This is a genomic window from Sedimentibacter saalensis, assembly GCF_007830175.1.
Lineage (GTDB): Bacteria > Bacillota > Clostridia > Tissierellales > Sedimentibacteraceae > Sedimentibacter > Sedimentibacter saalensis.
Window position 1 is genome coordinate 45,540 of record NZ_VLKH01000012.1, and the last position, 26,961, is coordinate 72,500.

The following is a 26,961-nucleotide window of genomic DNA, read 5'->3' on the forward strand; positions in this document are numbered from 1 at the left end:
AGGAAAAATGAAGTATACTAAAGCAACAAATTATGCTTTGCATATAATGGCTTATCTCGTTAAGCAAGAAGGCAAAGACAACTTAAGCCTTCAGCCTTTAGCTAGTCACATGAATATATCACCCACCTATCTGTCGAAAATACTAACTCAGCTGGTTAAGGCTGATCTTATTCAATCCACACCTGGAGTAAATGGAGGTTATAGTCTCCGAAAGACAAAGACTGAAATTAGCTTTTATGATGTCATTCAAGCCATTGAAGGCAGCGGAGCACTTTTCACTTGTGAAATGGATGAGAATCGTGATTGTCACATAGAAAAGGTTATGAGAGATGCCGAAGATAGAATGGTTGCACATCTTAAAGAAAAACGAATTTACGACATTGTCTGAAAAATGAGCTAAAAACATAGGCAGCAGCAACTGCTCATTTTTTCGACACAATTATAGATATTTACAGTCTGCATTATATTTCATAGGAGGTTTATTATGAATCACATACACCATTGCAACGAACCGGATAAAAAATTTTTAAATAAAATTACTTTTTTAGATAGCAGGCAAAGAGAGCAGCTCATACCACCTGAAGATCTTATTAGCCAAATGCCAATTCAAAAAAATCATACTTTACTGGATGTAGGTGCCGGCACAGGCTTTTTTACCATTCCCATGGCAGAAAGCACATCTAACAAGGTTTATGCTATGGATCCTGATGAACGCATGCTCGGCGTCATAGAAAATAAAGCTGCGGAAAAAGGGCTCATAAATATTGAATTGATTCAGGATTATATTGAAAACTTAAACATTCAACACAACAGTGTTGATTTTGTTATGGCATCCTTAATACTCCACGAAGTGAGTTCACTTACAAAAGCTCTTTCAAATATATTTGAGGTAATAAAAACAGGAGGGCACTTGTTATGTCTGGAATATGAAAAGGATGACCTGATAATAGAAGGACCACCAATGTCTATTCGTATTGGCTCAGAGGAACTAGAGAAAGTACTGACATTAACCGGCTTTGAAATTGTTAAGAAGACTAAAATTAATGAGTCTATATATACTGTTTTAGCAGTTAAAAAATAAAAGTAAATAACTTACAGATATTCTGGCTGCGCTTTGTGGGAAGAAGCAATATAAATGGCAAAGGCAAAAAGGACGAAGCTGTTGCACGCTATAATTAATATGTTCTGTAAAATTTCAAAAGCGGGGCGGATGCTCTCGCTTTTTTCTTGCTGTTTTTCACGATTTATAGTTTATATTATCGCACAAGTATAATAAAAAGGCAAATTATCCTTCTTGAATTATTTATCCTAAAAATCAACTGCTATATTTTATAATTTTTTACAAATCTGTGATTGACGTAACCAACGGTAGAGCATAAAAAATAAATAAATTTATCTTGACATATTCCTCATTATTACCTATAATGTAACTATAAGTAATAATTAGGAGTAGATTATGAATAAAGAATACTATACTGTTGAACAAATATCAAACATGCTGGACATACATCCTAAAACAATCCAGCGTTACATTCGAGAAGGAAGACTGCGCGCATCAAAGGTCGGAAAAAGTTGGCGTATTAATGGACATGATTTAAGCGTTTTTATCGAGAGTGACAGTAACAAGGAGTTAAATACAGAGAAACAATCAGTTCGCAGTGCCCTTGCTTCATCTGTTATCGATATCGCTGTATACGGAAAAGAGGATGCCATTCGAATCATGAATACATTATCAGGAGCTCTGAACTCAAAGCCACATGAATATGGTCAATCTTCCATGCAGTCGCAATATATTGAATGTGAAAATATGATTCGCGTTACACTTTGGGGAGATATTCGTTTTATGGCAGTGATGATGGACACAATTTCAATACTGATTGAACAAAGAAAGGAGTGAAATAACATGAATAGCGTATTTAAAACTGAGGAAAAACGTGATAAATTTCGGGCTTATTATAATAACTTACTTTGTCAGTTCCCGTTCGATAAACGATATGTCCAAACTACCCTTGGAAAGACATTTATGCTAGTAGCAGGACAGGAGTCTAATCCGCCTATTATTCTTTTACATGGTTCCTGCAGTAACAGCGCATTCTGGTTTCCCGAAATAATGGCTCTTTCTAACAATTATATGGTTTACGCTATCGACATAATAGGTGAAGCAGGAAACAGCGAGGAATACAGACCTGAACTCAGCTCAGAGGCTTTTGCGCTCTGGATTAAGAATGTTCTTGATGCATTAGAGCTTGAAAAAGCTGTTGTTATTGGAAACTCATTGGGTGGTTGGATGGCTCTTAAATTTGCAACAAATTACCCAGAACAAGTTTCAAAGTTAATTTTAATTGCCTCTGCAGGTCTTGCAAAAATTCGACCTCAATTTTTTCTTGATGTAGAACAAACGCGGCAACCAGATGGAACCGTACCTGTTAACAATGACATTATTGGAGAACAAAACATTCCTAAGGAAGTACTTGAATTTATGAACCTGATCGTTGAAAGTTATAATCCGATTCAAGAACTGCCTCTATATACTGATGAACAATTAAAGAGACTTAACATGCCGTTGCTGTTTATTGACGGAGAAAATGATGCAATTATTGATGCTAAAAGCTCAGCACAAAGATTATCCAGTCTAGTTCCATCAGCTGAAATTCATTTACTTGCTAATAGCGGTCATGTTATTACAAATTCCATCGAATACATTATGCCGTTTCTGGTATAAGACTTTAGTAAACATTTAAGTATATTATAAAGCAGTCAAAATAAAAAAGCCGACAAAAAAAGATTTTAATTACATAGGTCGGCTTTATTTGTTTTAATTCAACATGCCTAGAGGAGAAAAATAGACAATTATATTCAATTTAAATGTCCTCGATAAAACGATTTATTCTATAACTTTTGTGACAGTATCAATGTCATAGAAATTAGCAGGATTTTCCGTCATCATACGTATTATTTCCTGTTCATCAATACCATTCTCTGTACAGTATAGCATAAATTCTTCAAAGATGACCGTACAAGGATGATTATCAATAGATTCTTTCGCTTCTGAATAGAAATCATAATCTTGTGAAAGCAGCACCTTGTGTCCATAATCAATTGACATGACGTAACTTAAAAGTTCAAACTTCTCCGGGCTTGTTCCCTTTCTAATATTGTCGATGCCTATCCACATTCCTTTATCTGCAGCCAATTTTACTGTTTCCTTATGAGCTTCCTCATCAGCATGGGCCCATAGAAATTTTTGATAGTCTGCATTCTCTTTGTCCAGTACCTCTATGACTTCATGAACCATTTTTGCCTCCATGATGTGGCAGTGAACAGGCATCCCTGTATCTTTACTGGCTTTCACAGCCGCAATCAGCATCGCTTTATCAGCTTTTGACAAAACGCCCCTATCGAGCAACAACTTGATATGTCCAGGACGAATAACAACTCCATCTATAGTGTCCAAGCCCTCTCTAAAGTCATTGATCCAGCGGTTTGCCAGTTGCTCTTCAAAATGCATCGAAAACACATCATATAGCTGTTTCGTCATATTCCACCCTGTGCAAGGAATGATGTGCATGTCAACTCTTTCAGACAGTTCTTTTAATAATCTCACATTCTGACCACCGATTGGCGGAGAGGCTTCTACAACACTCTTCCCACCCTTTGCTTTGATGTCAAGCATGATGGGTATAATATATTTCAAGTCTAAACTTATATCCTCTAGTTGATATTTTTTGTCAAAATACATATTATTTGCGTAAAACTCATCACTCTCCCACTTAATGTGCTCATGTGCTAAAGTGACGCCAAGCTCACTCTTATGAATTGGGCCTCTTGTTGTATAAATCATATCCTTCCTCCCTTTTGATTGTGATGAATCCTGTTCATCGCAGATATATCATAATCATAACAGATAAACCCTGACATAAGACTGTCAGGGTTTCAAATATTTTTTACTAATTGCATGGCTTAATTCTTTAATTTCTTGAATGAACTCATCCGGCTTTAAAGCAGTCACATGCTCCGGGTGGTTTAAAACTAATTGACGTATTTCATTCTTGTACGGGGTATTAACAGTCAGATGCAACCCACCCTCTCTAGATTTAGTTTCAGTGTATTGCAGATAGACATCATCTTTGATAATTCTGTAAAGAGCTGGATCAATAATTAGCTCGTAAGTATACCACTTAAACTTATCATTTTCAGGTAAGGACAGCTGACTGTTCATATAACGATTTTTGTCACATAAACATGTCAACGACACAATTCGGTCAAGTCTAAATGTTCGCTTGGCTTTTCTCATATGGCAGTATCCATTAACATACCATCCGCCATCTGCAAAAAAAAGCTTTATGGGAGAAAACCGTCGGGACACTTTCTCGTCCCGCTCTGGATGATAATAAATTAATATCAAATCACAAGATTTTCTAAATGCCTCTAATAAGATGGTTATAACATCTAAAATGTAACCTTTAGGTATAATTCGAATAATGTCAAACTCTATGTGAGACATAACCTGTTCAGCTTTTTGTCTTTCTTCGTCTGACAGAGCGTTTAAAACCTTACTGATGAGCAATTTATAGTCTGTAGTCATATTGGGGACACGAAGCTCTTCACCTGCTTTCAACACCATCAACATCATTAAGATTTCCTGCTCGCTGAGCTTAATACTGGGCATAAAAAATGAAGGATCAATTTCGTAACCTCCACCCAAACCCTCATAGGCAATAATGGGAATTCGAAGCTGACTAAGTGCATCTATATCTCTGTATATAGTCCGCTCACTCACCTCAAAATAGTTAGCCAGTTCATTTGCAGTCATTTTTTTCCGTATTCTTAACAAATGGACGATTCCATTCTGTCTCTCTGTTTTTTTCATAAAATACTCTTATCTTTGTTTTATTTTGAAACCAGTGGGGACGTTCGAGACTTTTTTACCAGTCTCGGACGTCCCCTATGGTTCTCAATGGTCTCTTCAAGATTGGTCAAATATTGCATTTAAATTTCTAGGAACTACAGATAAATATTCTTCGATGTTGAGCCTTTTAATTTCATTCTTAAGCCTATCCGGAAAAGTATCAATCGACTCACCCTCTAACAGAATTTTTGTTTCCTCTTCGCTAAACAGAACCTCTTCTACGGGATTCATAAGCTGCTCTCTATTTGCAGGACAGATTTCCTGGCAGCGATTACACCCATACAACGCATGATGTATTTTGGGGTCAACCCATGCTGGGAAGGGATATCCTCCGTTCTCATTGAGAAATGTGAGACAGCGCTTGCTGTCCAACAAAAAACGGTCCTTCATTATAGCCCCTGTAGGGCAAACTTTTATACAGGCACCACAAGTAGCACACCTTTTCATAATTAGTTCTTTTGAAAAAGGATGCTCTTCAACTGGAATATCTGTATAAAAAAGATAGACTTGGCAGAAACTACCCATTCCATCTATATAGACGATGTTGTTTCGGCCGTATTTTGCAAAGCCACTTCTTGCTGCTAAAAGCTTATTAGGCAACATAGGGGTTGCTTTACATTTGTATCCTTTTTCACCTAAGAGCTGTTGCATAAAGTGTTCTATCCTGTCAGGGGCATTAAAATACTCATTATAGCCAGGGGGCATAATGACCGGTATTTCTTTACCTTTATATTCAAACTTTAATTTAGTTATGGTATTTTTTTTACCGACTAACAAAATAGACTTGATCTCAAAGTCTACTTTCGGAAGCTCCCAATCATAACGTTCCTCAATCAATCGATTTTGATAATCATTAAGCTTTTCTTTATTTTGCAGATTTCTCAGGTCTTCTTGAAGTTTCTCCAATATGTCTATGCCAGTCATCGCTGCCTTGTGGCCTTGTCCAGCCAGTGCTTCCTGAATATATGTTAACATCCACACCCTCCCTATTGTTTCAAGCTTTTTTTGAGTATTCTCTCTAAGTAGGCTTCATTTAACAAATTCACTGTCTCAAAATTTCCTTTGTAAAACACACCCCAGTTATTGAAAGCACAAGGCAGTTCCTTTGCTTTCTGCAGTGTATCCACTTGAATTAAGCATACCGGAACATCATTCGTTTCACAATACTGCTTTATCATCTCAATGTTTTGATAGACGTATGGGCATTGCATATCATAATAAATGGTTAGCTCTTTGCTTTCAATTTTTTGGTTTTTAACATTATGTGCGAACTGTGGCGTTGTGCCGTCGAAAGAAAGTGCAAGCAATTCATATCCATTATCGGTAGTATCAACAACCTCAAAGCCGAACTTCTTCACAAATGATTGGTCAGAAAGCCATGATTTTTGTTTTTTTGCTCCGAGCATACAAATGCCGGATTTACCCCTTTCTTTGGCATCAGCCAAACAATACTCCATCAGCGATTTCCCATACCCTTTTCCCTTATGACTGCCATCTACCCATAAGCAATACAAATAATAATAGTTGTCACCAACTATTGGAACCCATGCTGTTTCAAGAGGAGCATATTCAATAAAAACCGTAGCCTTTTCATTTAACTTTCTAAAGACATGACCTTCCTTTAATCGGTCCGAAAGCCATTGGCGCTTTGCCTCAACACCCGGATGTGACTTTTTACTGCGGATAATGCAGCATAAGTGTTCATTCACAAGGTTTTCTGTTGTTAAGTTTACAAAATCAGTATTCATGTAACCCCCGCTTCAATTTTATAGTTTAATAAATTAAATATTCCCTAAGTATCAGTATATGTCCATTTTCTAAATCAAGCAATCCGAAAACAGCCTGACAGATTTCGCTGTCAGCTTCCGGTTGTGCTGATATTATTCAGATTCATTAAGCCTTTTAATTGGATGACGTATGACTGTTCTCAATTTTGATAGCTCGACTTTGCGGGCATCGGAAAGATAGATTTCGTGGTGCAAACGAGAAGCTGTCATATCATTTATATATCCGTTTTCATTCAAATACTTGTCCATGATGGCAACAGAGGCAGGTTCATCATCAAACGGACCTATGTGCATGATTTGCACACATAAACCTTCATCAACTGTCAGAAACTCCGCTGAAGAGCAATCCAGCTTTTTCTTTTTAGTAGCTTCTACTACTGCCCAATCGAAATCACTTTTAGAAACAAAATCTGGCAGACGTATAACTGAAATCCAGTTAAACGAGTCCTTGTTTTCATAGTCTACACCCTCAATACCATCCTGCCACCAAAAGCCTTCCAGCGGAGGCACCACATATTCGAAGAAACCTTCTATCTTATGCGAACCCTTATAGCTCATTTTAATTGTATACGCAATCGCATAAATAATTCCTACAGCTTGCTGATATGCACCGTCTTCCTGATTTGGGTCTCCTTTCCCTCTTACAGCAATATAGTTTGCAGCCGGAACATTTACTATTTCCGGTGTACTCTTAGGCATATAAAATTCTTTGTACTCTTTCTTAAAATCAAAAGCCATAATTTTACCTCCAGTTTTTATATTATCATTGAGATTTATTCAGGAATGTTATCTCACCAAAAGGACAAACCCATTCATCATAATCTCCAATACGTTTGTGAACAGTCCCGGCAGTTCGTCAGTCTTGTCGTTTTTGCCGGTTAGATAAGCCACCATGACATTTTTGATTTCAAAAATGATTTCTGAGCCTTCTTCAAAACGACCGGCTGCTTCAAGCCATGTGCTATTTTCATATTCTTTTCCCAAATCATTTAGAACACGGCTCATTTTATCAAAGCCGCCGCCAAAGTTCACTTCGTCCGGTTCATTGATTCCTCGCAACGCATTCGGGACAGTCGGCACCGTACCAAAAAACGTCACCATATTGGTGAGTATCTTATCATAATCACCTTTAGTAAGCTCGTTTCTTAGCTTGGGCAACTCAGATATAAATTTTTCAAATCCTTTTCTCCCAACAAAGCTCACTGTCGGATTCAAAAACATCTCACCTTTTTTTACCAGTGCTTCCTTTGCAATCTGGTATTTATTCTTCGTGGCTTTCATTCTGACCGTACAGATGGTGTTAGGCTTTGACAGGCCTGGATAACTGCATTCCCATGCATGACGCAGTTCATCGTAGTGAAGCATTTGCACCTCCTCACGTCCGCAGTCAACCAAATAAATGCACTGTGCATCATCGTCATAACCGACCATCAAAACATAGTGAAAGGGAATATGTTCGCCATGGTACAGCTTTGTTAAGTATGGCAGATAGTACATATCCAGAGCACCTAAGACAGGCGGATGTCCGGCATCAATTTCTGCCTTGGCCTTTTTGATTGCCTGTTCAAATGTTTTATACTCATAATGCTTGTATTCGAATCCTGCAGTGGAAGCTAAAAATTCATACATCTGCTTTGTACGTCCGTCTCCAAGTGCAATCATTCGTTTCAGGTCTGATTTTAGTGTTTTCATATAACAAAATGAGCCAAATGAAGAGAGACTGAAAAAGAAACTCGGAGGAAGTTTTTCTCCAGTATCTCGGATGTATAAATCCTCTATACCGTTCCACATACATTCGTAGTCATCTGCATGGTGCTTTAACGTAATAAATTTTTCTTTCATAAATCGAAGCCTCCTGTTGCTTAAATTATTCTTTCAAAACAGGAGTATAAACCCTCGCATTGTACGAGAGTCAAGAACTATTTTTTGATAGGAAAGCAGATTTCGGTAACATAGTTTTCTGGGTTTGGTTCATTTTCCGGTGATATGTAATAGATGTTGAATGCTTTCCCCGATATACTATAACCATTTTCCACAATCCAATGATAAATATACCTATTTATGTCGCCTATCCGACTGTATATGCCCTGAAACGCAACTACAGCTGCTTCAGTTTCAGACATATCTGAAAATCTCAGTCCCTCAATATCCGGCCCAGCCTGCTCAACGACTCGGAAGACCTCAGTGTCGATTAATTTTTTCTCAAAATCAACGCTGTGAGTCATTGCCATACAATATTGTGCATCCACAAACTTTACTCCATTTGCCCTGCATGCCCTGTCAAGGCGTTCCCATAGCAGCCCTTCTTCGGTAAATTCCCGTATAAAATCGCGCAGACTGACAAGCTTTCGTGAGGAAAGTTTCTTAACACTGACAGACAATGTGCAGCCGTTCTGCGTATCTAGGTCATTAAGCGCCTGCCTCATCTGCGCAATCTGTCTTTCCGTTATTGAAAGGCTTTCTTCTTTTTCTCTTATCTTGCTTTCTAGAAAACTTCTGATCATGTCGTCTGTCGTGTTATCCATCAGAATTTCGGATATTTCATTTAGACCAAAGCCAAGGCTTTTTAATACCCGAATATGATTTGCACGGACAATCTGCTTTTCGCCGTAAAACCGGTAGTTGTTCATACAGTCTATCTGTTCCGGCTTGAGAAGCCCGATCTTGTCATAGTTTCGGAGCATATGGATGCTTATTCCGGTCAGAGTTGAGAATTCTCCAATTTTTAGCATAGTCACCTCCTACGCATCTTTTTTATTAGTTTCACTCAAGTTATTATCATCCACTAACAAAACTTTCCGACAATATTCAAGATGTCATCGCCATACTTATTTACCTTTACTTCACCAAATCCGGCAACTGACTTCAGTTCTTCCTTACTTTTTGGCATCTTTAAAATCAAGTCCTTTAATTGGCTATCGTTATAGATAAAATACGGTTTTATATTTTCTTCACGGCTTTTACTCAATCGGTACGCTTTCAATTCTTTGAATATTTCCGTCTCTTCCACAGTTACTGCTTCTTGTACAACAGTAATTTTGTTTTCTTCTTTAGCAGGGATTACTTCACTTAATTGTTCCATTTGTATAGTCTCTGATTTATACTTCTCATATCTTTCAGTATAATCTTTTACAACATCCTTATGTAAAATTAAATATGACTGTGCCCATTCCAGCAGCTTCTCATCAGATACAGACGGCTCTTTGGAGTGCTCACACATTTCTTTTATGTATTTTACTAATTGATCAGCACGTATAACCTTCTCCTTCACTTCCTTTTTCGCATACTTAGCATTAAGAACCGTTTTAGGATTAGACAATACTACTAATGATTTATAACCATCTTCAAAATACTTATCCACAATAAGCTTTGTTAGAATATTACTTTTATTATTAACTCTTATTTTTTTCATTAATTCAAGATGGCGCTGATTCTGGGTAATGGGAGAATATATACCTTCCTTTTTCTTTCTGCCGCCAAATTCTGCAGTACGAATAAAATCTCCTGCGCTATTGATTTCAATATCTCCGATGAGATTCTTACACTCAATAACAAAGCAAATTTTCTTTGTAAACACAAGATAATCAATCTGTGAGCTAAGTTCTCCATCTTCCAGATATAAGTCGTGCAATATGTACATCGGCATATGGCTGTTTTTCAGTTCAAATGCTATATTTTTCTCTCCAGCTATACCGTATTCCAGATATTTTATATCTTGTCTTATAATAGCTTGACCTTCCGGATTAAGTAATGGCTCTAAGGCTTTCAACTTTTCTAATTGCTCATCTGCATTACTACTCTCCTTAAGGAAAACTGGTTCTTTCAATCTATCAAACAACCCCATACATTAAGCCCTCCTCTTTGTAATACAATTAATTGAATCTCTTGGATTTCAACAACAAAATTTACACTTTAATAATATACGCGTCTATCATGCCGTCATAGACATCGTGGCTGTAGATGAATCCATACTTTTCATACAGTGATCCGGCGTTGTTCCCATTTGACACGTGAACAAAGATGTATCTGACATCCGGTACACTTCGTAGCCATTCCATTCCTTTGTCCATCAGCTCACTGCCGATGTGCTGTTCTCTATATTCCGGCAGCACGTAGAGGTTGTTGAGATGTGATGCTACAGCCGGCACAACCAAATTGCTCGGGTATAGTTCTCCAGCGTTTTCAGGAATCAAGTCCGCCCATCCCGGTCTCGCTTTCTTAGTCTCCTCTGTCACAGTGTCTGCTTCGCAGAAAATATATCCCACAGGCTTATCTCTGTCATACGCAACATAAAGAAATCGTTTTTTCGCCCCATTGAATGCTGGCTTGAGTCTATTTTCAAAATCCATCGATTCTAATATTTCTTTATACTTCACGCCCCTATCTGCCTGCAGCTTCATTAACGCATTGCAGAGGTCCCTGCACTCCTCAACAGGGCCGTCCGAAGACAGGTCCTTATATGTTATGTTGATCATACCTCAAGCCTCCTTCTATTTCACCAATATTTTTCTCTTTAGTTTAATTATACCAGATATGCAAGAGAAACGGAATATACTATAATTAGTTTATAAGACAATCGCAAAGAATAATTTATTATCTTTCATAATTTCATAACCTCATAAGTTCAAATTTGCCGCTTTATCTTGTTGTTTACATAAGAATCTTCAATAGTCCACTAAAAGCCGTCACCAATGGTTCCCATTCAAACAATTTAAAAAATTCCCTCGAACTTTTAGCCGAGGGAATATAAAACACATCATAATATTAACTTTAAAATCAGCAAATTCTTTACTTTCAAGCTATTTCTTCTCAAGCAACACAACACATTCCACGTAGCTTGAAAGTACTGGATTAATGTCATTGAAACCGTTCGTTCGAGGGAACATATCCATTATAAGAATATGAATGAATTCCATATACATCACTTCTTTTTCGACAGATTTTTCTTATAATAATAAACGCCTCCAATACAAATGATTAAACCTGTAATTGCCGGTTTTAATACGGACATTCCAGCTTCTCCACTAAATACAACGCTCCATATAATCTTTAATAAAGCTGCTGCAATCACAACTCCTAGAAGCAATCTCCAGTTTTTTTTCCAAGCAGCGATAATAAGAACAATAAAGAATATCGGAACAGATAAGCTCATTATAATTTTAGGTGCAGTCCATACTCCTTTTAAATACTCCATTTCATAGGCAAGAAATGTCATAACCTGAGGGCTGCTTGTTTCAGGTGCAGGAAACCAAAACATACTAGTAAACAGTGCAAAAATAGAAGCAAATATTCCAGTTAAGCTTTTCTTAAATGCAAAAAATATAATCGGAATTATAAACAAAGGTCTTATATACCAGCTCCATATATTATGATGTCTGGCAAATGCCCAGTTGAATATTATATCATTTATTAAAAATAATATTATAAATACCACCGTAGCTACCGCAAAAAAAATTCCTAATATATAATCCATTTTTTTATTCATAATGAGAACCTCCTTAATTTCTATATGGGCTTTATTCCGTTAAAAATAATGTTAAGTAATGAATCAACTAATTCATTAGTATCTTCACTAAAATTGATATGATTAGTAACGCCATATTTATTTAATATATACTCATTTACCGTTTTATTAAGAGATTGCAACATCATGCTTAAAGCCAGAGTATCAACCTCACTGTTAATTTCACCTTTTAATTTTGCATAATCAATCATTTGAGCAAATATAATATCTGATCTTTTTTCTCCCTCTTTAATTACTGCCTGCTTAGCATGTTCATTGCTCTCTTTTAAAAACTGTTCACCTAAGGCAGCATATTGTGGATTTTTTTTAGCAAATTCAATACCTTTGATGAACAGTAAGCGAATTTGCTCCAGCAGTGTTAATGTTTTAAAATTTTCTAAAATTGTAGTGAAAAAATTAACCTTTTCTTCAATTGCTAGAGTCATTATATAGATATAAAGGTCAAGTTTGTCCGTAAAGTACTGGTAGAAGCTTCCTTTAGCAATATTTGACTTCTTGCATATTTGATTAATGCTGGCTGTGTCATAATTTGCTGAGGCAAACTCATCAATCGCTACTGAAATAATTAAGTTTCTTTTGTCCTCTGACAAATTGAAAAAAGCTGTGTTTGGCATTTTTACGTCCTTTCATACTTTTGTGACCACATGGTCACATTGCTATACAACCATTATATGACCACATGGTCGCATTGTCAATAAAAAAATCCAATAATAATATCATAGCCGCCAAATCTGTCTCTTCAACCCTATCAAATTTTCATGCTCTTATCAACAATTTTCTCAAGTAGGTTTTCAGTATTTAATATCAACCCTCGTATCGGACTTTCACCGACTAGTTGCACCCATGCTGGGCGCACAGTAAAAAACGCGCACAAAATATAGCGTGTTTTATAAAATACGATTTATTTTTTTTTACTATCAGCGATACCATCTCCACGTGCGCCATTATCGAAAACATATCAACTGGATTTTTGCATATTTTTTCATATCAAATGCATAAAATATGCAATTTTAAGTTGTAATCAAGCAATAAGTGCATAAATATTATGTCATCATTATCACCGCTTCAAGGGTTAGTTGAGTGCTTTACAACGCAGTCCGAAATTTCTATTATTGAAAGAATTTCGTCAATAATAATCTGCTCATGCATAACCCACTGTTAGGCAATTTAGCTTTCATTAATTGGCAAACTGTGATTTTTCCAACTCCCATTGTGCCGCCTATCAAATATACTGTTTTCATATTGTATCCCTCTTTAAATTTCTGCATGTGTAAATAATTATATTAATAATTTGTACTTCGCATTGTCTTGATAATGACTACATCTGACTTACTTGATTAAAGCCACACAGCCCAATCACCATATACAAATGTTCCGCTTCCATGATGTAATTTTCCCTCTATCTTCAGTTGTTCAAATGCATCCCTCATTCTAACAAGTATTTCGGGGTGAATGTCTAATGTGTGATGGGCAGGAAATACTCTCTTTACTGGAAGTGCTGCAACTTTTTTCAGAGACGTAAGATAGGCTTCTGGATTAGTAGATGGATAATAGGCAAATAATGTATCTTTATAAACCAGATCACCGGTAAACAGATATCTTCGTTCTTTTTCAAAAAAGCTCATATGTCCAGGTGAGTGACCTGGCGTATGCAGAATATGAACGGAACGATCACCAAGATCAATAACATCCTTATCTTTCAATACTCTTGTAGGTGTACCCTGAAAGAAATCATAGGTATCAACATTATAACCTTCCGGCAAGTCACAGCGATCTATAACCATTTCCCTGATTTGTCCCATAGTAAGTGGAAATTCTCCGTTTAACCAATTCAGTTCAGCTTTATGAGCATAAAAATCGGGGAAATATTTATGACCACCAATATGATCCCAGTGAACATGCGTTGCCACAGCTGTAACCGGCCTGTCAGTCAACTTGATTACCTCGTCGTAAATATTGCAAATACCAAGTCCTGTATCAATCAAGAGGCTACGCTCAGAACCGTTAAGCAAATAGCAATGAGTTTCCTCCCAATGACGGTACTCACTAATAATATACGTTTCTTTGTCTATCTGATCCATTGTAAACCAATCATTCATTTTCTAATTCCTCCAACATATTATTAAAATTCTCTGTTTATCGTTTGGATTGATTATATAAACAATTTGCATTTCGAATTGTCTTGATAATGACCGCTTAATACACAGAATAGGAATTTCCTTTAACGCCACAGTTTGTTAATTGTAAAAATCAACCTGATAATCTTTATCATCAGAAGCAGTGTAGGCAAATTTTGCCCACTTTTCACGCACTTTTTCTTGGTTTTCCCATAACAAGCTGCTCATTTTTGAAAGATCAGGGTTGTTGTAAATCCATGATTAGCAACACTCTTTATCTGCATTGTTCCCTCATGGGCTTCCACAATCTGCCGGACAAGCAGTAGCCCTAAACCATGTCTCAAATCCAGCCTTTCATCAGTGCTGTTCATGTAATGAGGTTTTTCCTCTAACTCTTGCAGCTTTTCAGACGATAATCCAATACCATTATCAGCGATAATAAGGATAAGGGAAGCATCCGAGCAATCAAGGGACAGCTTGACATTACAGCCTTGCGGATTGTGTTTCATACTATTCTGTACCAAATTGCTTACAGCCCGTGAGATTAAACGGGAATCACAGTCTATTGCGGCTGTTTCAGCAACCGGAGTGATTTTAATATTAATGGAATAAATATCGGAAACACCCGTATTGAATAATTCTGCCACATAGGAACGCAGTAGCTTTGATAACCGAACAGACTCCTTGTGTAACGGCTGCATTTCATAGTCCAGTTGCGATACTAAATTCAAATCCTGTACCAGCTCTTTCATCTTAACGCTTTGCTTTCGTACAATTTCAGCCTGTTCCCTTACGGTGTCGCTTACGGTTTCATCAGTCGCAATGCGTCCAGCATACCCCATAATCATAGAGAGTGGGGTGCGTATGTCATGGGATACTCCACTAATCCAATTAGCGCGGGCTTCGTTCTGCCTACTTAAAATTTTAGAAGCTTTATTTACACTGTCAGCCACTTCCGATAATTCGCCGCCGATAGAAAGAGATACTGGTTTACCATTGGAGAGTGTTTCAATGGATAAAATAATCGGCTCTGTACTCTTGATGATTTTCTGCTTCGACAAATGATAAGAGAAAAACAGCAGAAGCAGATCAAACGCTAACATTCCTGAAAAATAAAGCGGCAGAGTTCTAATCGCTTGAATAGAAAAATAATTGCTTGTAAGTTTGGTATAGCTGTCTTTCGGATAGCCCAATACCAGCAGCCCGCTATCGGTATTCCAAACAAAAACAGGATAATCTTCAAGATAGCCCCTTGAAAATTTAGCAACATCCGTAACGGTATAATCCACCGGAATGTTTTCCGGAGCATTAACAGACCACATGGTTTCTCCTGCTACATTGAGGAAAATAGCCCAAATATGATTGCTTTCCAATTTATTGCGGGCTTCATCTGATAGTCCATCCAATGTAGACGCTGCGGCAACTTCTTCCAACATATTATTAGGTGATATAGCCCCATAGTCCTCTTTAATAACACTATGAAAAGTCCATCCAAAGGCAATAATATTGATAAACAGCAACACAAGAATAAAGCCTGCAAAAGATACCAGGTGCTTAGATATATACTTTCCAAATGATTTCATAGCGTCACTTCCTTGTATTCAATTTGTAGCCTAATCCCTTGATCGTAATAAGGGAAACAGGTTTTGACGGGTCTGTTTCTATCTTTTCCCTTATGCGCCGTACATGGGCATTTAGACTGTTTTCATACCCAAAAGGATTATCCCCCCAAAGAGCTTCGCAAAGCGCGTCCACAGTGACAATTTTTCCATCATTCCGGGCGAGTGTTTCAAGCAGAGTATGTTCTTTTGCTGTTAAAGGAATGACTTCACCTCTCCTGCTTACCTCTGCACGACTGAAATCAATTGTACAACTGTCCAACTTCAACAGTGGGGCATCCTCTTTATAGCAACGGCGCAAGACTGCATAAACGCGCAATAATAATTCCTTCGGCATAAATGGTTTTGCAATGTAATCATCTGCGCCGAGACCTAAACCTGCCAACTTGTCCGCAGCTTCGTCTTTGGCTGTAAGGAAAATAATCGGAACATCAGTAGACGAGCGAATTTGTTCCATGAGCAAAAAACCATCCCCATCCGGCAGCATAACATCCAGAATTACCAAATCAGGTTTTTCTTCTTTTGCAGCTGCAATGCCCTCTCGGACAGAAGCAGCCATAACGATATTTTCAAACCCGTCGTCCGTCAGGATGGCCGTCACCATTTTAAGCAAATCCGGCTCGTCGTCAACCAGCATGATTTTTTTTGTTTTAAAAAATGAATTGTCCACAGCATCACCTCCATCTGAGAATTATTATAACATAGATTGCTTGTTTAAAGTATCGCCTCGCTGAAAAGTAAGGTAAAAGTAAGGACGCGAGAATGTAGATGTCAGGATGGCGTTGTATCATCATAGGAGTATCGAAAGGAGATGTTTCATATGAACTATATTATCACAACAGAACAGTTGACGAAAAAATACAAAAATTTCACTTCCGTTAACGATGTTTCACTTCACATTCGGAAAGGCAGTATTTACGGTTTCATCGGCCCGAATGGAGCAGGAAAATCCACTACTATGAAAATGTTGTTGGGGCTGACCGTCCCTACAAATGGCAGCTTTACCATTGATGGGAAGCACTTTCCAGATGATCGACTGGTAATACTGAAAGAGATTGGTTCTTTCATTGAATCGCCCTCGTTTTATGCTAACCTGACAGGCCGGGAAAATCTTGACATTATCCGCCGGATTTTGAGGTTGTCCAAAAGCTCGGTAGAGGACGCTTTGGAATTAGTTGGTCTTACCGAGTTTGGCGACCGTCTGGCAAAGAAGTATTCGTTGGGTATGAAACAGCGTTTAGGCCTTGCCGGGGCGTTGTTGGGGCGTCCGCCTATCCTTATTCTGGATGAACCGACAAATGGGCTTGATCCGTCCGGTATCCATGAAATCCGTAATTTGGTGAAATCCTTGCTCAACCTTTACGATTGCACCATTTTAATTTCATCGCATATGCTCTCTGAAATTGAATTGATTGCGGACGACATTGGTATTCTCAATCACGGGCGTTTATTGTTTGAGGGTAGCTTGGATGATTTACGTCAAAACGCATTACAGTCCGGGTTTGCTGCGGACAATCTGGAGGATGTGTTCCTTTCAATGGTTGAAAAGGACAATACAGCAAGAAAGCAGAGAGCAAAGCTATGAGGACACTTGCAATCGAGCTTCGAAAAGAGAAACGGACAGGCACTATTCCCGTATTGTTAGCGGTTGGTATTTTGGGTGCTGCATACGCTTTTGTCAACTTCCTTGTGCGAAAAGACACGCTTTTGAACCTGCCGTTAGATCCAATGGATGTTCTGCTGACCCAACTTTACGGCATGATTATGATACTAAATATGTTTGCCATCATAGTAGCCGCCGGTATAGTCTACAACATGGAATTTAAGGGCAATGCAGTCAAAAAAATATATATGCTTCCTATAAGCGTTCCGGCTATGTACTTTTGTAAATTTTTGATCATAACCGTGATGTTTTTGGTGGCTATCACCCTGCAAAATCTGGCACTGGCGCAAATTGGAATGACAGACTTGCCACAAGGGGCGTTTGAATTAGGGACGCTGATAACCTTCGCCGGGTATTCGTTTATTACTTCCATGCCGGTACTGTCCTTTATGTTATTGGTTTCCTCGCGCTTTGAAAATATGTGGGCTCCCCTCGGAGTAGGGATAGCCGGATTTTTAAGCGGCATGGCTTTGGCAACATCAGATATGGGGCTGCTGCTTATTCATCCCTTTGTTATAATGCTAAAGCCTGCAGTAGCTATGAGCGCACAGCCTGATATGGCAGTTACTATTGTATCTATAATCGAAACAGTCCTTTTCCTTGGCGCAGGATTATGGATGGCAAAAAACCTGCGCTATGAGTAAGGAGGTAAACTGATGAACTTTTTAGAATTGCTCAAAATTGAGTTTATGAAAGTGAAACGCTCTAATATTATTCCCCTGATTTTCGTTGCCCCATTGTTGGTGGTGGCGTCGGGAATCGCCAATTTGAGCAGCTATTTTACGCCTGAATATACCAATGCCTGGCCTGCCATGTTCATTCAGAGTGCTTTGGTCTATGCCTACTATCTGCTACCATTTTCTATGATTGTAGTCTGCGTGATGATTTCAGGACGGGAAACACAAAACAATGGGATGTTAAAAATGCTGGCTCTGCCAATCAGTCGTTATATGCTCTCATTGGCAAAATTTTGTGTACTTATGTTTTATCTTTTCATGGAAATGGTAGTTTTCCTTGTAGTATTCATGATTGCCGGGTTGATTGCAACAAGCTCAATGGGTATTACTGAAACGCTTCCAGTGCTTTATCTTCTGAAATGGTGCGCGGGGTTGTTCCTTACCACGCTGCCTTGTTTGGCAACCATGTGGGCGATTACGGTTCTGTTTGATAATCCATTGCTTTCTGTGGGTTTAAACCTGCTCCTTGTCATCCCCGGCGTCTTGGTGGCTAACACACCGTTCTGGATTGCTTATTCGTATTGTTACAGCGGCTATCTGGTGTCCTGTTCGCTGCATGATTTCACAGCATCATCCCCCGATACTGCATTTTCGCTGATACCGTTCCTGCCTTGCGCGATACTGATCTTTGTGCTGGTTCTTGTGCTGGCTGTCACCCAATTTGGAAAGAAAGAAATGAGGTAAATATGATAGAAAATAAAAAACTTCAAAAATTAAGTGTGGCAGCACTGGTTGTTAGTGCCCTGCCACTAGCAACCTTTCTCCCAACGCTACTCAAAATTACTCTTTCAGAGGGAGTACGCAGTATTTGGGCGGGAGCAAATATCGTCTTTGTTCTTGTGGCTCTGTGCCTTTCCGTTATCTGTGTACGGAGCAGCGAAAGCCGTAGTGCCGTAAATATTATTTCTACGGCAATCAGTGTCTTTTGGGTACTGATGATAGTTGGAATTGTTGTTCTGGCTTTGTTCCTGAACTTCCTTCAATAATTAGGATATTGATTCCATAACGACTTACTAAAAAGGAATTAACGATAGGTCTCAGTAGCTTATCGTTTATCAGCGCCGGATCACTTAGTTCAGAAATTATAATATGTTCCTTTCCAGAGTAAAGCTCCTTTGCCATATGAAAGATGACATATCCATCTAAATCCACACCATGAATGCGGATAGCTTCAAAATGAATGAGTTGGCTGTCTACACACACAATTTTTTGTCTCATTCCAAACAAACGCATCTGCAGAGAGTAAAAAAATAGCGGCTGCATATCCGTAGCTTTCTTATAGCTTCGGAAACAGACCGAATTTACAGATACTTTGAAATCTCTTTTTATGCCCTGCATTTCTAAAAAGCATTTGGTTTACCTCGCTTTCTACGAGGTTGCTCGTAACCTCTATAATCCTTTGCACTCGCAGAGCAAATGCCTGAATCTCTATCTCTATCATTTATTACGCTATGTCATCTATATTTCCCCCTAAAAACCAGAGCAAAAATCGGGCATTATTCAGCCTGATTTTTACCCATTTTTTGCTTCAAAACCACAACATATTGTGTTTAGAGTGTCTTATTTATCGTTTTGACCACAACGTGTCATCAGAATCACAGCTTCAACGTGCCTTGAGTGTTTATCACAGACACATTCTCTGTTGAACTCAAGCTCAATGATACCAATACTTCGCTGAGTTTTTATTTTTGAATTATATCATGTATTCCTATGAAATGCTTGCTTATAATGTTTTCGCATCTATTTTATCATATTTTAGCAATTGGTATTGATTAGGAATTCATTTATAAGGAAAAAGAGGGCAATAAATGAAAGCTACAGGAATAGTTAGGAAAATTGATTAGCTCAGAAGAATCGTAATGCTGATAGAATTAAGACGAACACTAGGAATCTATATAAAAGACCCGATTGAGATTTTCGTGGATGCTGATACTATCATTCTAAAGAAGCAACAAGAGACTTGTTGTAATTCTGTAATAGCACTTAAGGTATTAAACAGAGTTTATAAAAAATTGAGACAGCTTTTTTAGAACTGTCTCTTTTGTTTAGAATTTGGTTAATTACACTGCTATAGCTTTGTACTCTACTAAATAATCACTTAAACCGTATGATGTTATCAATGATTTTAGCAGTTCTTCAACTTCATCTTTTAACCTGGTTAAGCCTGTATATTTGCTAGCTTCGTTAAAAATCTTTCGACTTTTATCTGGAACATCAATATTGTTTCTTGCTGTAGATGGCATTAAAGCTAAATCATTTAAATAGCTATACACATTCTTTAATAGAAGAATATACTTATCTCCAGTATAGTATTTAGAAGTCTCCATATTATAAGCAATTGCAACAATATCATAGCTACTTAGTGATATATCTTGGTCTGAATCTGCTTTTAGTGTTTTTAAAAGCCTTACAATACGCTTGAAATTACCACTTGTATTTCTATCCTTAATATCTAACAGAAAATTGTGATAAAAAGGAGTGTTTAGTATTCTTTCTTTTTTATACTTGTCTAAAACTTGAATCCCTCTGTAGTGTTTTAATTTAGTTCTATCATAATCAACTGTATTAAACCAATTTGATGGTACTACATCGACTTTCCTTCTTAAAGACCCACCAGACAAACCTATAGCTTTAGCACCACTACAGTCAACGTCTGCTTGTGGAAATGCAGATGTCAGATGTTTTTCACTTGTAAGTCTCAACTCCATCAAATCATCTATAGGATTACCTTGATAAGGATTTGATGGCACTAGAGGATGTTCTAATGCAATGTACCTATCAATTATGACTAAAACATCAATATCACTATGTGCTTTGATGTGAGTATTGTTAGAAACTGAACCTTGATACTCATATTCAAAATTGAGTGATGAAGTTTTAATCTTATCAAGCTGATTTTTAACTCTATCAGCTTCCTTATAAGTATTTTTCGTGTAAATGTCATCTACTGGAGCCATTGCTTCAATGAAATAATTTTGAATATCATTTGATTCTGAAGCCATTTTAATAAACTGTTTATAGCTATCAATAGTATAACCTTTATATCCATAGCTTTCTTGAAGAATGTTAATATCATTCTTTCTGCTTCTAAGTTCTAATAATCTATTTGAATAATTTTTAGCCATTAATCCTCCTAAGTTCCATACTACCGTAGTTTTCACGATTTTTCATGTCGTTATAATAGTTGCCAATTGCAGTTTCAGTATCTTCATTAAAACTTACTGTACAGTTACCAACATGCTTATGAAGTTCTGCTATATTGTTGTTAGGAGTATTGTCGTATGAATAATTTAACTCATACCCTTTCATAGGATAATATGTTATCTTCCCCTGTACACTAAATGATTCTGAGGACGAGTCTTTTGATTTCATTGAAACTAAAATTTTATCCCAATCTTGTTTGATTAGTAGTATTCCCCCCCAATCAAAGGTTTCACCGGTAGTTTTCTTAAAGGACTTGCCTACAATAGAATATTTACCGTTCAAGTTAGGATATTTGAAAATTTTGGCGAACCACTTATGCTTCCATAGAAACTTTGAAAATAAAAAATACAATATTCCAAAAGTAGTCGCCAAAGAGATTGTTATTGATATTGGTTTTTCTAAAAGCTGTGCAAATAAGTCTACTGAATCATTAAGCCAAGCAGACATTGTCACTGATAGGATTGCTATAAAAAATATGACTTTTTCTTTAGGGTGACCTGAAACATCATAACTGTGCATCTGTCACCTCTTTTTATTAGACTGGCTTAAAATACTGCCAGCTAAAGTTTTTGTTGTATCACTATATTTGTCACTTTGTAGTACTTTTGAGGCAACACTTTCCATCTTACTGCCTGTTTGATTCTTAGTATTTGATTGTGAAAGTGCAGAACCAGCTAATGTCTTTTGAATTTTTGAAGAGTTACTATCTTTTAAAATATTCGATGCTAAAGAACTAACTTCTTTACTTGTTTTCTTATTGTTGTTCATTATTTTATCTCCTTTGAATAATCATGTTTAGTTGATAATCGACTTAAAGATTATTCAAAATTCAGACAAATCCACTCATAAAAAACTTCCTCCTTTGTTTTGATTTAGGAAGAAGTCAAAGAAAATCACAGTCAACTACCCGAAAACGAACAAACGTTTCGGTTGCATATAGTTAACTAATCTGCTAGAATGAAGTTGCGAGAAATCAAGCTAACAGGCTTGTGGAAGTCCTAACTGCTACCAACAGTTGAGGGCTTTTTCTTTTTCTTCTTATATTAAGTCATTAGACTTACCTATCTTTAGAATACATGAACCCACACTCTTTGTCAATATATAGTGCATTCAATTATCCAGCATACTATATATAGCATCTCGTGCTTTCGAGACACAACTACAAATCCGATAAATCAATAGAATCAAACAATGTTTCTGGGTCGATATCTTTAACATCATACCCTTGCTTAATCTTATCTTTTATAGCTTTTCTAACCAATTCATCGAACTTTTCTTTCATTATTTTTTCAGTCAAATCTTCTTCTTGTTCATTCTGCGTGATTAAAATCTCATTAACTCTATTCTCAAACAAACTAAACAACTCTGAGTCATAAACCAACCTATTTTCAGTGTCTTTTTTCATTAAATCATACAGATTAGCATAAAATGCTTTATCTTCTTCAACGATATCATTAATATCTTTTTTCCCATTAAGATAGAGAAAGTAGTCAGAAAATCGTCTATATGTTGGAATATCTTTGTAACTACGCACAAGCATATTGATAAATGCATATATATCTTTACAGTAGTCTTCAGACTCAATATCTCTCTTTATTAAGCCTATTAAATCACTTAACAAATCAGTTTTTTCAACACTTAACTCTTTAACACCAAGAATCTTATCTCGCTGAATTAGATGGCGATAGCTAGCCAAGACATTTTCAAACTCTTCTTTTGTTTCAATTCCATCATCAAATAAGTTTTCAAAAATTATTTGATATTTTTCAGAAGGTAAATCTTCATCCTTTTCATATAGTGCAATGTAATTGTCAAGAGTTGGTCTTGAAATATCTAATTCTTTTGCAAACTCCAAAAGTTTAATACCAAGTTCTTTAAGACGTAGTTTAATTTCCATTTTCACCACTCCTTCTATCTTAATAATAGCATATTTTTCAATTTTTGTAAAGCATTTTACATCTAAAATGTAAAATGTAATGCATTTTCATTTTACATTTAATTTTACATAAAAAAGAACTCAAAATTGAGTCCTTTTACAAGTTGTTTTTATTAATTATCTAGTCTCATCTAAAATAACCCCAAAATTAAAGAGATAAGGCTATTACCAATGAGTTCTAAGTTTGAGTTTCCTGACATGAATTACAAAGAAATTCAAGAGTCCTTTTTCCTAAATAACTTAATCAATGAACTTGATTCCAAGTTTATTTAAAAAGAAATCAACATGTTCTTCAGACAGTAAATGTTTTCTTACGTTCTACATAAAATATCTAAAATCATATGCTTGGTTATAAATAACTTCTTCTTGTTTCGACATCCTAGATAGTACCTTTGCAAAATCTAACGTAACCGGTAATACCTTATATAGACTATCTCCACTATTCCAATTCATTTTTGTAAGCATCAGAATCTCATTAACCAAAGTTTCACCTGAAGCTTTTCCATAATAGCGCCTAACTAACAATGGTGAAGGAATACCTCGGCCACCTTTATAATAATTCATTTTACCTTTTAAATCCTCATGCTGAATTGTTCCATGTGTCCAAATCAAAAAAGAGTCATCTGTTACCTTGATAGTTGTTCCTCTTTTAATTGCAAAATTAGCAGCCCCATCTGTTGCTCTTTCTCCAAAGCGAATAGCTCGCCATGGTGACAATTCTTGAATTTGCAATAATTCTATATCATCAATGCCTTCTAGTGCTTGTGTAAATCCCTTAATTTCTTCGTTCGTAAAAGGAGTTGTTTTGTGAACAACAATTCGACTAAGTCTTTGCGTTGGCGAAGAACGATAGTATTGTTCGCGTAAGGAGCTCATGACTGCCCTTGCTTCATCGCATTTCATATATGGATTGTGTCCTTTAAATTGAGGATTTTCAATTTTTCTCATAATAAGTCTAATTCCAGTACCAGTACAATCAAATAATTGACTACATCCTATTGAAATACCTTTTTTCTGAGAATACGCATAACTAATTCCTACAAATGCAGTATCTGATTCAAAAAATGCTGGATGCCACAACACTCCATTTGCTTTAGCATATAAGCTTGTAGATAGTCCCCACATAACCTTACAATTATCATAATAGTTAATTGACTTTTCTTCTATAAACTGAATTTTCACACCTTTATCCGTTCCATAAAGTTTAATAGCATCATGTAGATTAAAATCATTAATTCCATCTATGTCTTCACGGAATCGCTTAAATTTATTTGGAATATATATAATTAAAACATCAGTTTCCAAAGAATTAGTTGCGATTTTATCAATACCTCTTTTTAGCATTGCTACAAAAGCATTTCTAGAAATTGCTAAGGCTTTCTTTTCATCATAAATTAAACATCTCAATTTATCATCTTTATCAGGAATATCCAAACCTCTTCTATAAATTGATTCAAAACCTGAATATGGCTGAAGGAATCCATCATTTGAATTTTTCAATGTTCCCTTATTTTTCAATCTATTTAAATGAGATATTAACTTATCAACTTGTTGATCTGGTGCTATAATACTGATTCTTATTGATGCTCTTATTATACCTTTAGAAAATGACACATCTATTGGCGCATAAGCAATTAACCCTTTTATCTGATTAATTGTTACTTTTTTATCATCCTTATCCACATTAAATGACATCTTAGGCTCTTCAAATTGATACGAATCAATGTTTGGCCATGATAATTTTCTATCTAGTCCATTGCTACTTAAGCAAACCTTCGAAAAACGTAATATGAATTTCTTCTTTTCAAATATGATTTCTTTATTTTGTACAATTAAAAGATTATTCCATAAATACAATTTTTCGTTATATTGTTTATTATATAATTTAGACATTATGTCATTAATTAACGTCTGCTTCTGTGTATCTTCAATTTTATATCCATCCTTTTGTTCCATATAAACCGTAGGAAGCAATGACAAATAAAACTTAGAGTTTTCATAATGTATATACATCTCACAAGCATCATACTTCCAATAGTTTTCCATGTACTCTGTTCTTGAATTCAACAGGTAAAATTTTAATTTGTCAAATGGTTTAATATTCTTTCTTCTACATAAAACATCTGAAATAAGATCATATAACATTCCTATATAGATTGAATTATCACGATATAAATCTTTAGCTGGAATACTATCTTCTATTATTTTAGAAAGTATATGTCCCTTAAATACACTATTAATATCTTCCTCATTCTCTAAACAATATATGCGTCCAGAATATAATGCCGCAATAATTTTATTTCCTACGTTTACTCTTCGAAGCTCTTTCCAAGATGTAATGTCTGTCTGAAAGGACATACACATAGGTATTTCTTCAGCCAAAAACGTATTTGTTTTGATAAAATGATCCGGGTGTTTTGCCATAAAGGTAATAGGCAATTTTCTCTTGTGAAAATTTTTCCATTGTCCATCAATTAATTCATTGGAAATCTCTACAGCTTGATAACATTGATATAATATTTCATCAAACCCATCTATTTCTACAATTGCTGACAACTCATTAACTTGACAGATTTTTTCCATCAATTCTCTTACACGTTCGTTAATTTCTCCACCTTTTTGAATCATCCATATCAATCCATACTTTAATGATTCAAAATTGTTCTCTAATTCTGACATAATAGACTCATCGCTACCAGAATAGCCTATTACAATTATTCCTTTTCCATTAATTTGTCTTACGAATTTATCACTAATCAAGTTTTCAAGACTTTGCAACTCTTGTGTAGTATTTTTTATTTTATCGTATCTATAATCTCCATGCAATTTATATATTTTTATAAAAGATTCATCTCCAGTCATAGTGGCATTAGCTTGATTAGCGGAACTATGCACTTTGAAAGACTGTGTTGGTGATAACATACTTATACCGTTTTCAACCAATGAATCAAAATTTGTTGTCCATACACTCTGTACAAACCCATTAATCATTAGATGTCCTAAACAGAGATGTCCTAATGATGGCTTTCTGTCTCTAACCAAGTCCTGTATAAATTTTTCTCTAGCAATACTTGTGGGGAAACATTTTTCAAAATAATAAGCATATTCAATAGGAGACCATAGGGGAGGATTATCTAATGTGCTGTCAAAATAATTTTGCAATTTAATTCTGACTTGTTTAGATTGAAGATCCTTCATAAATTCAGACGATGTATTTGTATTTGAACAGAAAATCTGTTGTTTAAAATACCAAACAAGATTTCCGCCAGTGGGTATACCTGCTTGTACAGATGCACCAGAACCAAGGAAAAAGTCAAAACTATTTTTCCCCATAATCTTAAATGTACGAATAAAATCACTTTGATTCATGTAACGCACTTTTTTATACCTCCTGTCTATGATTCCTTTGTTTTATTAACATTTGAGTTATTAAGCTCTTAAAATTTCAGTAATAATCTCATAATA

General features: G+C 36.2%; 27 protein-coding genes. 8 read left to right on the forward strand and 19 right to left on the reverse strand.

The window, feature by feature from the left end:
* The first annotated feature begins 7 nt into the window (after nucleotides 1-7).
* From LY60_RS15775 to LY60_RS15790, 4 genes are all read left to right on the forward strand, one after another.
* Complete coding sequence (locus LY60_RS15775; protein WP_019228585.1) at nucleotides 8-388, forward strand: RrF2 family transcriptional regulator; 381 nt, start codon at nucleotides 8-10, stop codon at nucleotides 386-388.
* Between the two features lie 96 nt (nucleotides 389-484).
* On the forward strand, nucleotides 485-1,081 hold the full coding sequence (locus tag LY60_RS15780) for a class I SAM-dependent methyltransferase (protein WP_145086113.1): 597 nt from the start codon (nucleotides 485-487) through the stop codon (nucleotides 1,079-1,081).
* Between the two features lie 375 nt (nucleotides 1,082-1,456).
* Nucleotides 1,457-1,897 (forward strand): helix-turn-helix domain-containing protein, encoded by a 441-nt coding sequence (locus tag LY60_RS15785; protein WP_145086116.1) that lies wholly within the window; start codon nucleotides 1,457-1,459, stop codon nucleotides 1,895-1,897.
* A 6-nt stretch (nucleotides 1,898-1,903) separates the two neighbouring features.
* Entirely contained in the window at nucleotides 1,904-2,722 is an 819-nt protein-coding gene (locus LY60_RS15790; protein WP_145086119.1) for an alpha/beta fold hydrolase, read from the forward strand.
* Nucleotides 2,723-2,884: 162 nt separating this feature from the next.
* Here the strand turns inward: LY60_RS15790 and LY60_RS15795 are convergent, their stop codons facing one another.
* From LY60_RS15795 to LY60_RS15865, 14 genes are all read right to left on the reverse strand, one after another.
* Nucleotides 2,885-3,841 (reverse strand): phosphotriesterase family protein, encoded by a 957-nt coding sequence (locus LY60_RS15795; protein ID WP_145086122.1) that lies wholly within the window; start codon nucleotides 3,839-3,841, stop codon nucleotides 2,885-2,887.
* Nucleotides 3,842-3,925: 84 nt separating this feature from the next.
* Entirely contained in the window at nucleotides 3,926-4,870 is a 945-nt protein-coding gene (locus LY60_RS15800) for a helix-turn-helix transcriptional regulator (RefSeq protein ID WP_145086125.1), read from the reverse strand.
* 96 nt (nucleotides 4,871-4,966) lie between these two features.
* Nucleotides 4,967-5,884, reverse strand: a complete 918-nt coding sequence (locus LY60_RS15805; protein WP_145086128.1) for a 4Fe-4S double cluster binding domain-containing protein — start codon at nucleotides 5,882-5,884, stop codon at nucleotides 4,967-4,969.
* 11 nt (nucleotides 5,885-5,895) lie between these two features.
* Nucleotides 5,896-6,657, reverse strand: coding sequence for a GNAT family N-acetyltransferase (locus LY60_RS15810; protein WP_145086131.1), 762 nt, complete (start codon nucleotides 6,655-6,657; stop codon nucleotides 5,896-5,898).
* A 132-nt stretch (nucleotides 6,658-6,789) separates the two neighbouring features.
* Nucleotides 6,790-7,434, reverse strand: coding sequence for a GyrI-like domain-containing protein (locus tag LY60_RS15815; protein WP_145086134.1), 645 nt, complete (start codon nucleotides 7,432-7,434; stop codon nucleotides 6,790-6,792).
* A 48-nt stretch (nucleotides 7,435-7,482) separates the two neighbouring features.
* On the reverse strand, nucleotides 7,483-8,538 hold the full coding sequence (locus LY60_RS15820; RefSeq protein WP_145086137.1) for a BtrH N-terminal domain-containing protein: 1,056 nt from the start codon (nucleotides 8,536-8,538) through the stop codon (nucleotides 7,483-7,485).
* A gap of 77 nt (nucleotides 8,539-8,615) precedes the next feature.
* Entirely contained in the window at nucleotides 8,616-9,428 is an 813-nt protein-coding gene (locus LY60_RS15825) for a MerR family transcriptional regulator (RefSeq protein WP_145086140.1), read from the reverse strand.
* Nucleotides 9,429-9,481: 53 nt separating this feature from the next.
* Nucleotides 9,482-10,540, reverse strand: coding sequence for an HRDC domain-containing protein (locus LY60_RS15830; RefSeq protein ID WP_145086141.1), 1,059 nt, complete (start codon nucleotides 10,538-10,540; stop codon nucleotides 9,482-9,484).
* Between the two features lie 61 nt (nucleotides 10,541-10,601).
* A complete protein-coding gene (locus LY60_RS15835; protein WP_145086144.1) occupies nucleotides 10,602-11,171 on the reverse strand; it encodes a GNAT family N-acetyltransferase in 570 nt (189 codons plus the stop codon).
* Between the two features lie 446 nt (nucleotides 11,172-11,617).
* On the reverse strand, nucleotides 11,618-12,181 hold the full coding sequence (locus LY60_RS15840) for a hypothetical protein (RefSeq protein WP_145086147.1): 564 nt from the start codon (nucleotides 12,179-12,181) through the stop codon (nucleotides 11,618-11,620).
* Between the two features lie 20 nt (nucleotides 12,182-12,201).
* Nucleotides 12,202-12,834, reverse strand: coding sequence for a TetR/AcrR family transcriptional regulator (locus tag LY60_RS15845; protein WP_145086150.1), 633 nt, complete (start codon nucleotides 12,832-12,834; stop codon nucleotides 12,202-12,204).
* 723 nt (nucleotides 12,835-13,557) lie between these two features.
* On the reverse strand, nucleotides 13,558-14,319 hold the full coding sequence (locus LY60_RS15855) for an MBL fold metallo-hydrolase (protein ID WP_145086152.1): 762 nt from the start codon (nucleotides 14,317-14,319) through the stop codon (nucleotides 13,558-13,560).
* Nucleotides 14,320-14,561: 242 nt separating this feature from the next.
* Complete coding sequence (locus tag LY60_RS15860; protein ID WP_145086155.1) at nucleotides 14,562-15,920, reverse strand: sensor histidine kinase; 1,359 nt, start codon at nucleotides 15,918-15,920, stop codon at nucleotides 14,562-14,564.
* 4 nt (nucleotides 15,921-15,924) lie between these two features.
* Nucleotides 15,925-16,626 carry a response regulator transcription factor gene (locus tag LY60_RS15865; protein WP_145086157.1) on the reverse strand — a complete coding sequence of 234 codons (702 nt, stop codon included), beginning with the start codon at nucleotides 16,624-16,626 and terminating at the stop codon, nucleotides 15,925-15,927.
* Between the two features lie 150 nt (nucleotides 16,627-16,776).
* Between LY60_RS15865 and LY60_RS15870 the strand changes: the two genes are divergently transcribed.
* The 4 genes from LY60_RS15870 to LY60_RS15885 are packed head-to-tail and all read left to right on the forward strand — an operon-like array spanning nucleotide 16,777 to nucleotide 19,342.
* Nucleotides 16,777-17,541, forward strand: a complete 765-nt coding sequence (locus tag LY60_RS15870; protein ID WP_145086160.1) for an ABC transporter ATP-binding protein — start codon at nucleotides 16,777-16,779, stop codon at nucleotides 17,539-17,541.
* Nucleotides 17,538-18,263 (forward strand): ABC transporter permease, encoded by a 726-nt coding sequence (locus tag LY60_RS15875; RefSeq protein ID WP_145086163.1) that lies wholly within the window; start codon nucleotides 17,538-17,540, stop codon nucleotides 18,261-18,263. Before LY60_RS15870 ends, LY60_RS15875 begins: the two co-directional genes overlap by 4 nt.
* 12 nt (nucleotides 18,264-18,275) lie before the next feature.
* A complete protein-coding gene (locus LY60_RS15880) occupies nucleotides 18,276-19,040 on the forward strand; it encodes an ABC transporter permease (RefSeq protein ID WP_145086167.1) in 765 nt (254 codons plus the stop codon).
* Nucleotides 19,041-19,045: 5 nt separating this feature from the next.
* Nucleotides 19,046-19,342, forward strand: a complete 297-nt coding sequence (locus LY60_RS15885; RefSeq protein ID WP_145086325.1) for a hypothetical protein — start codon at nucleotides 19,046-19,048, stop codon at nucleotides 19,340-19,342.
* A gap of 1,074 nt (nucleotides 19,343-20,416) precedes the next feature.
* On the opposite strand, the gene LY60_RS15900 is transcribed toward LY60_RS15885, so the two are convergent.
* From LY60_RS15900 to LY60_RS15920, 5 genes are all read right to left on the reverse strand, one after another.
* A complete protein-coding gene (locus LY60_RS15900; RefSeq protein ID WP_145086170.1) occupies nucleotides 20,417-21,481 on the reverse strand; it encodes a nucleotidyltransferase-like protein in 1,065 nt (354 codons plus the stop codon).
* Complete coding sequence (locus LY60_RS15905; RefSeq protein ID WP_145086173.1) at nucleotides 21,474-22,079, reverse strand: Cap15 family cyclic dinucleotide receptor domain-containing protein; 606 nt, start codon at nucleotides 22,077-22,079, stop codon at nucleotides 21,474-21,476. The genes LY60_RS15900 and LY60_RS15905 overlap by 8 nt, the downstream gene beginning before the upstream one ends.
* A 3-nt stretch (nucleotides 22,080-22,082) precedes the next feature.
* Nucleotides 22,083-22,328 carry a hypothetical protein gene (locus LY60_RS15910; RefSeq protein WP_145086176.1) on the reverse strand — a complete coding sequence of 82 codons (246 nt, stop codon included), beginning with the start codon at nucleotides 22,326-22,328 and terminating at the stop codon, nucleotides 22,083-22,085.
* 391 nt (nucleotides 22,329-22,719) lie between these two features.
* Complete coding sequence (locus tag LY60_RS15915) at nucleotides 22,720-23,457, reverse strand: hypothetical protein (RefSeq protein WP_145086179.1); 738 nt, start codon at nucleotides 23,455-23,457, stop codon at nucleotides 22,720-22,722.
* A gap of 357 nt (nucleotides 23,458-23,814) precedes the next feature.
* Entirely contained in the window at nucleotides 23,815-26,865 is a 3,051-nt protein-coding gene (locus tag LY60_RS15920) for an SIR2 family protein (RefSeq protein ID WP_145086182.1), read from the reverse strand.
* Between the last annotated feature and the right edge of the window lie 96 nt (nucleotides 26,866-26,961).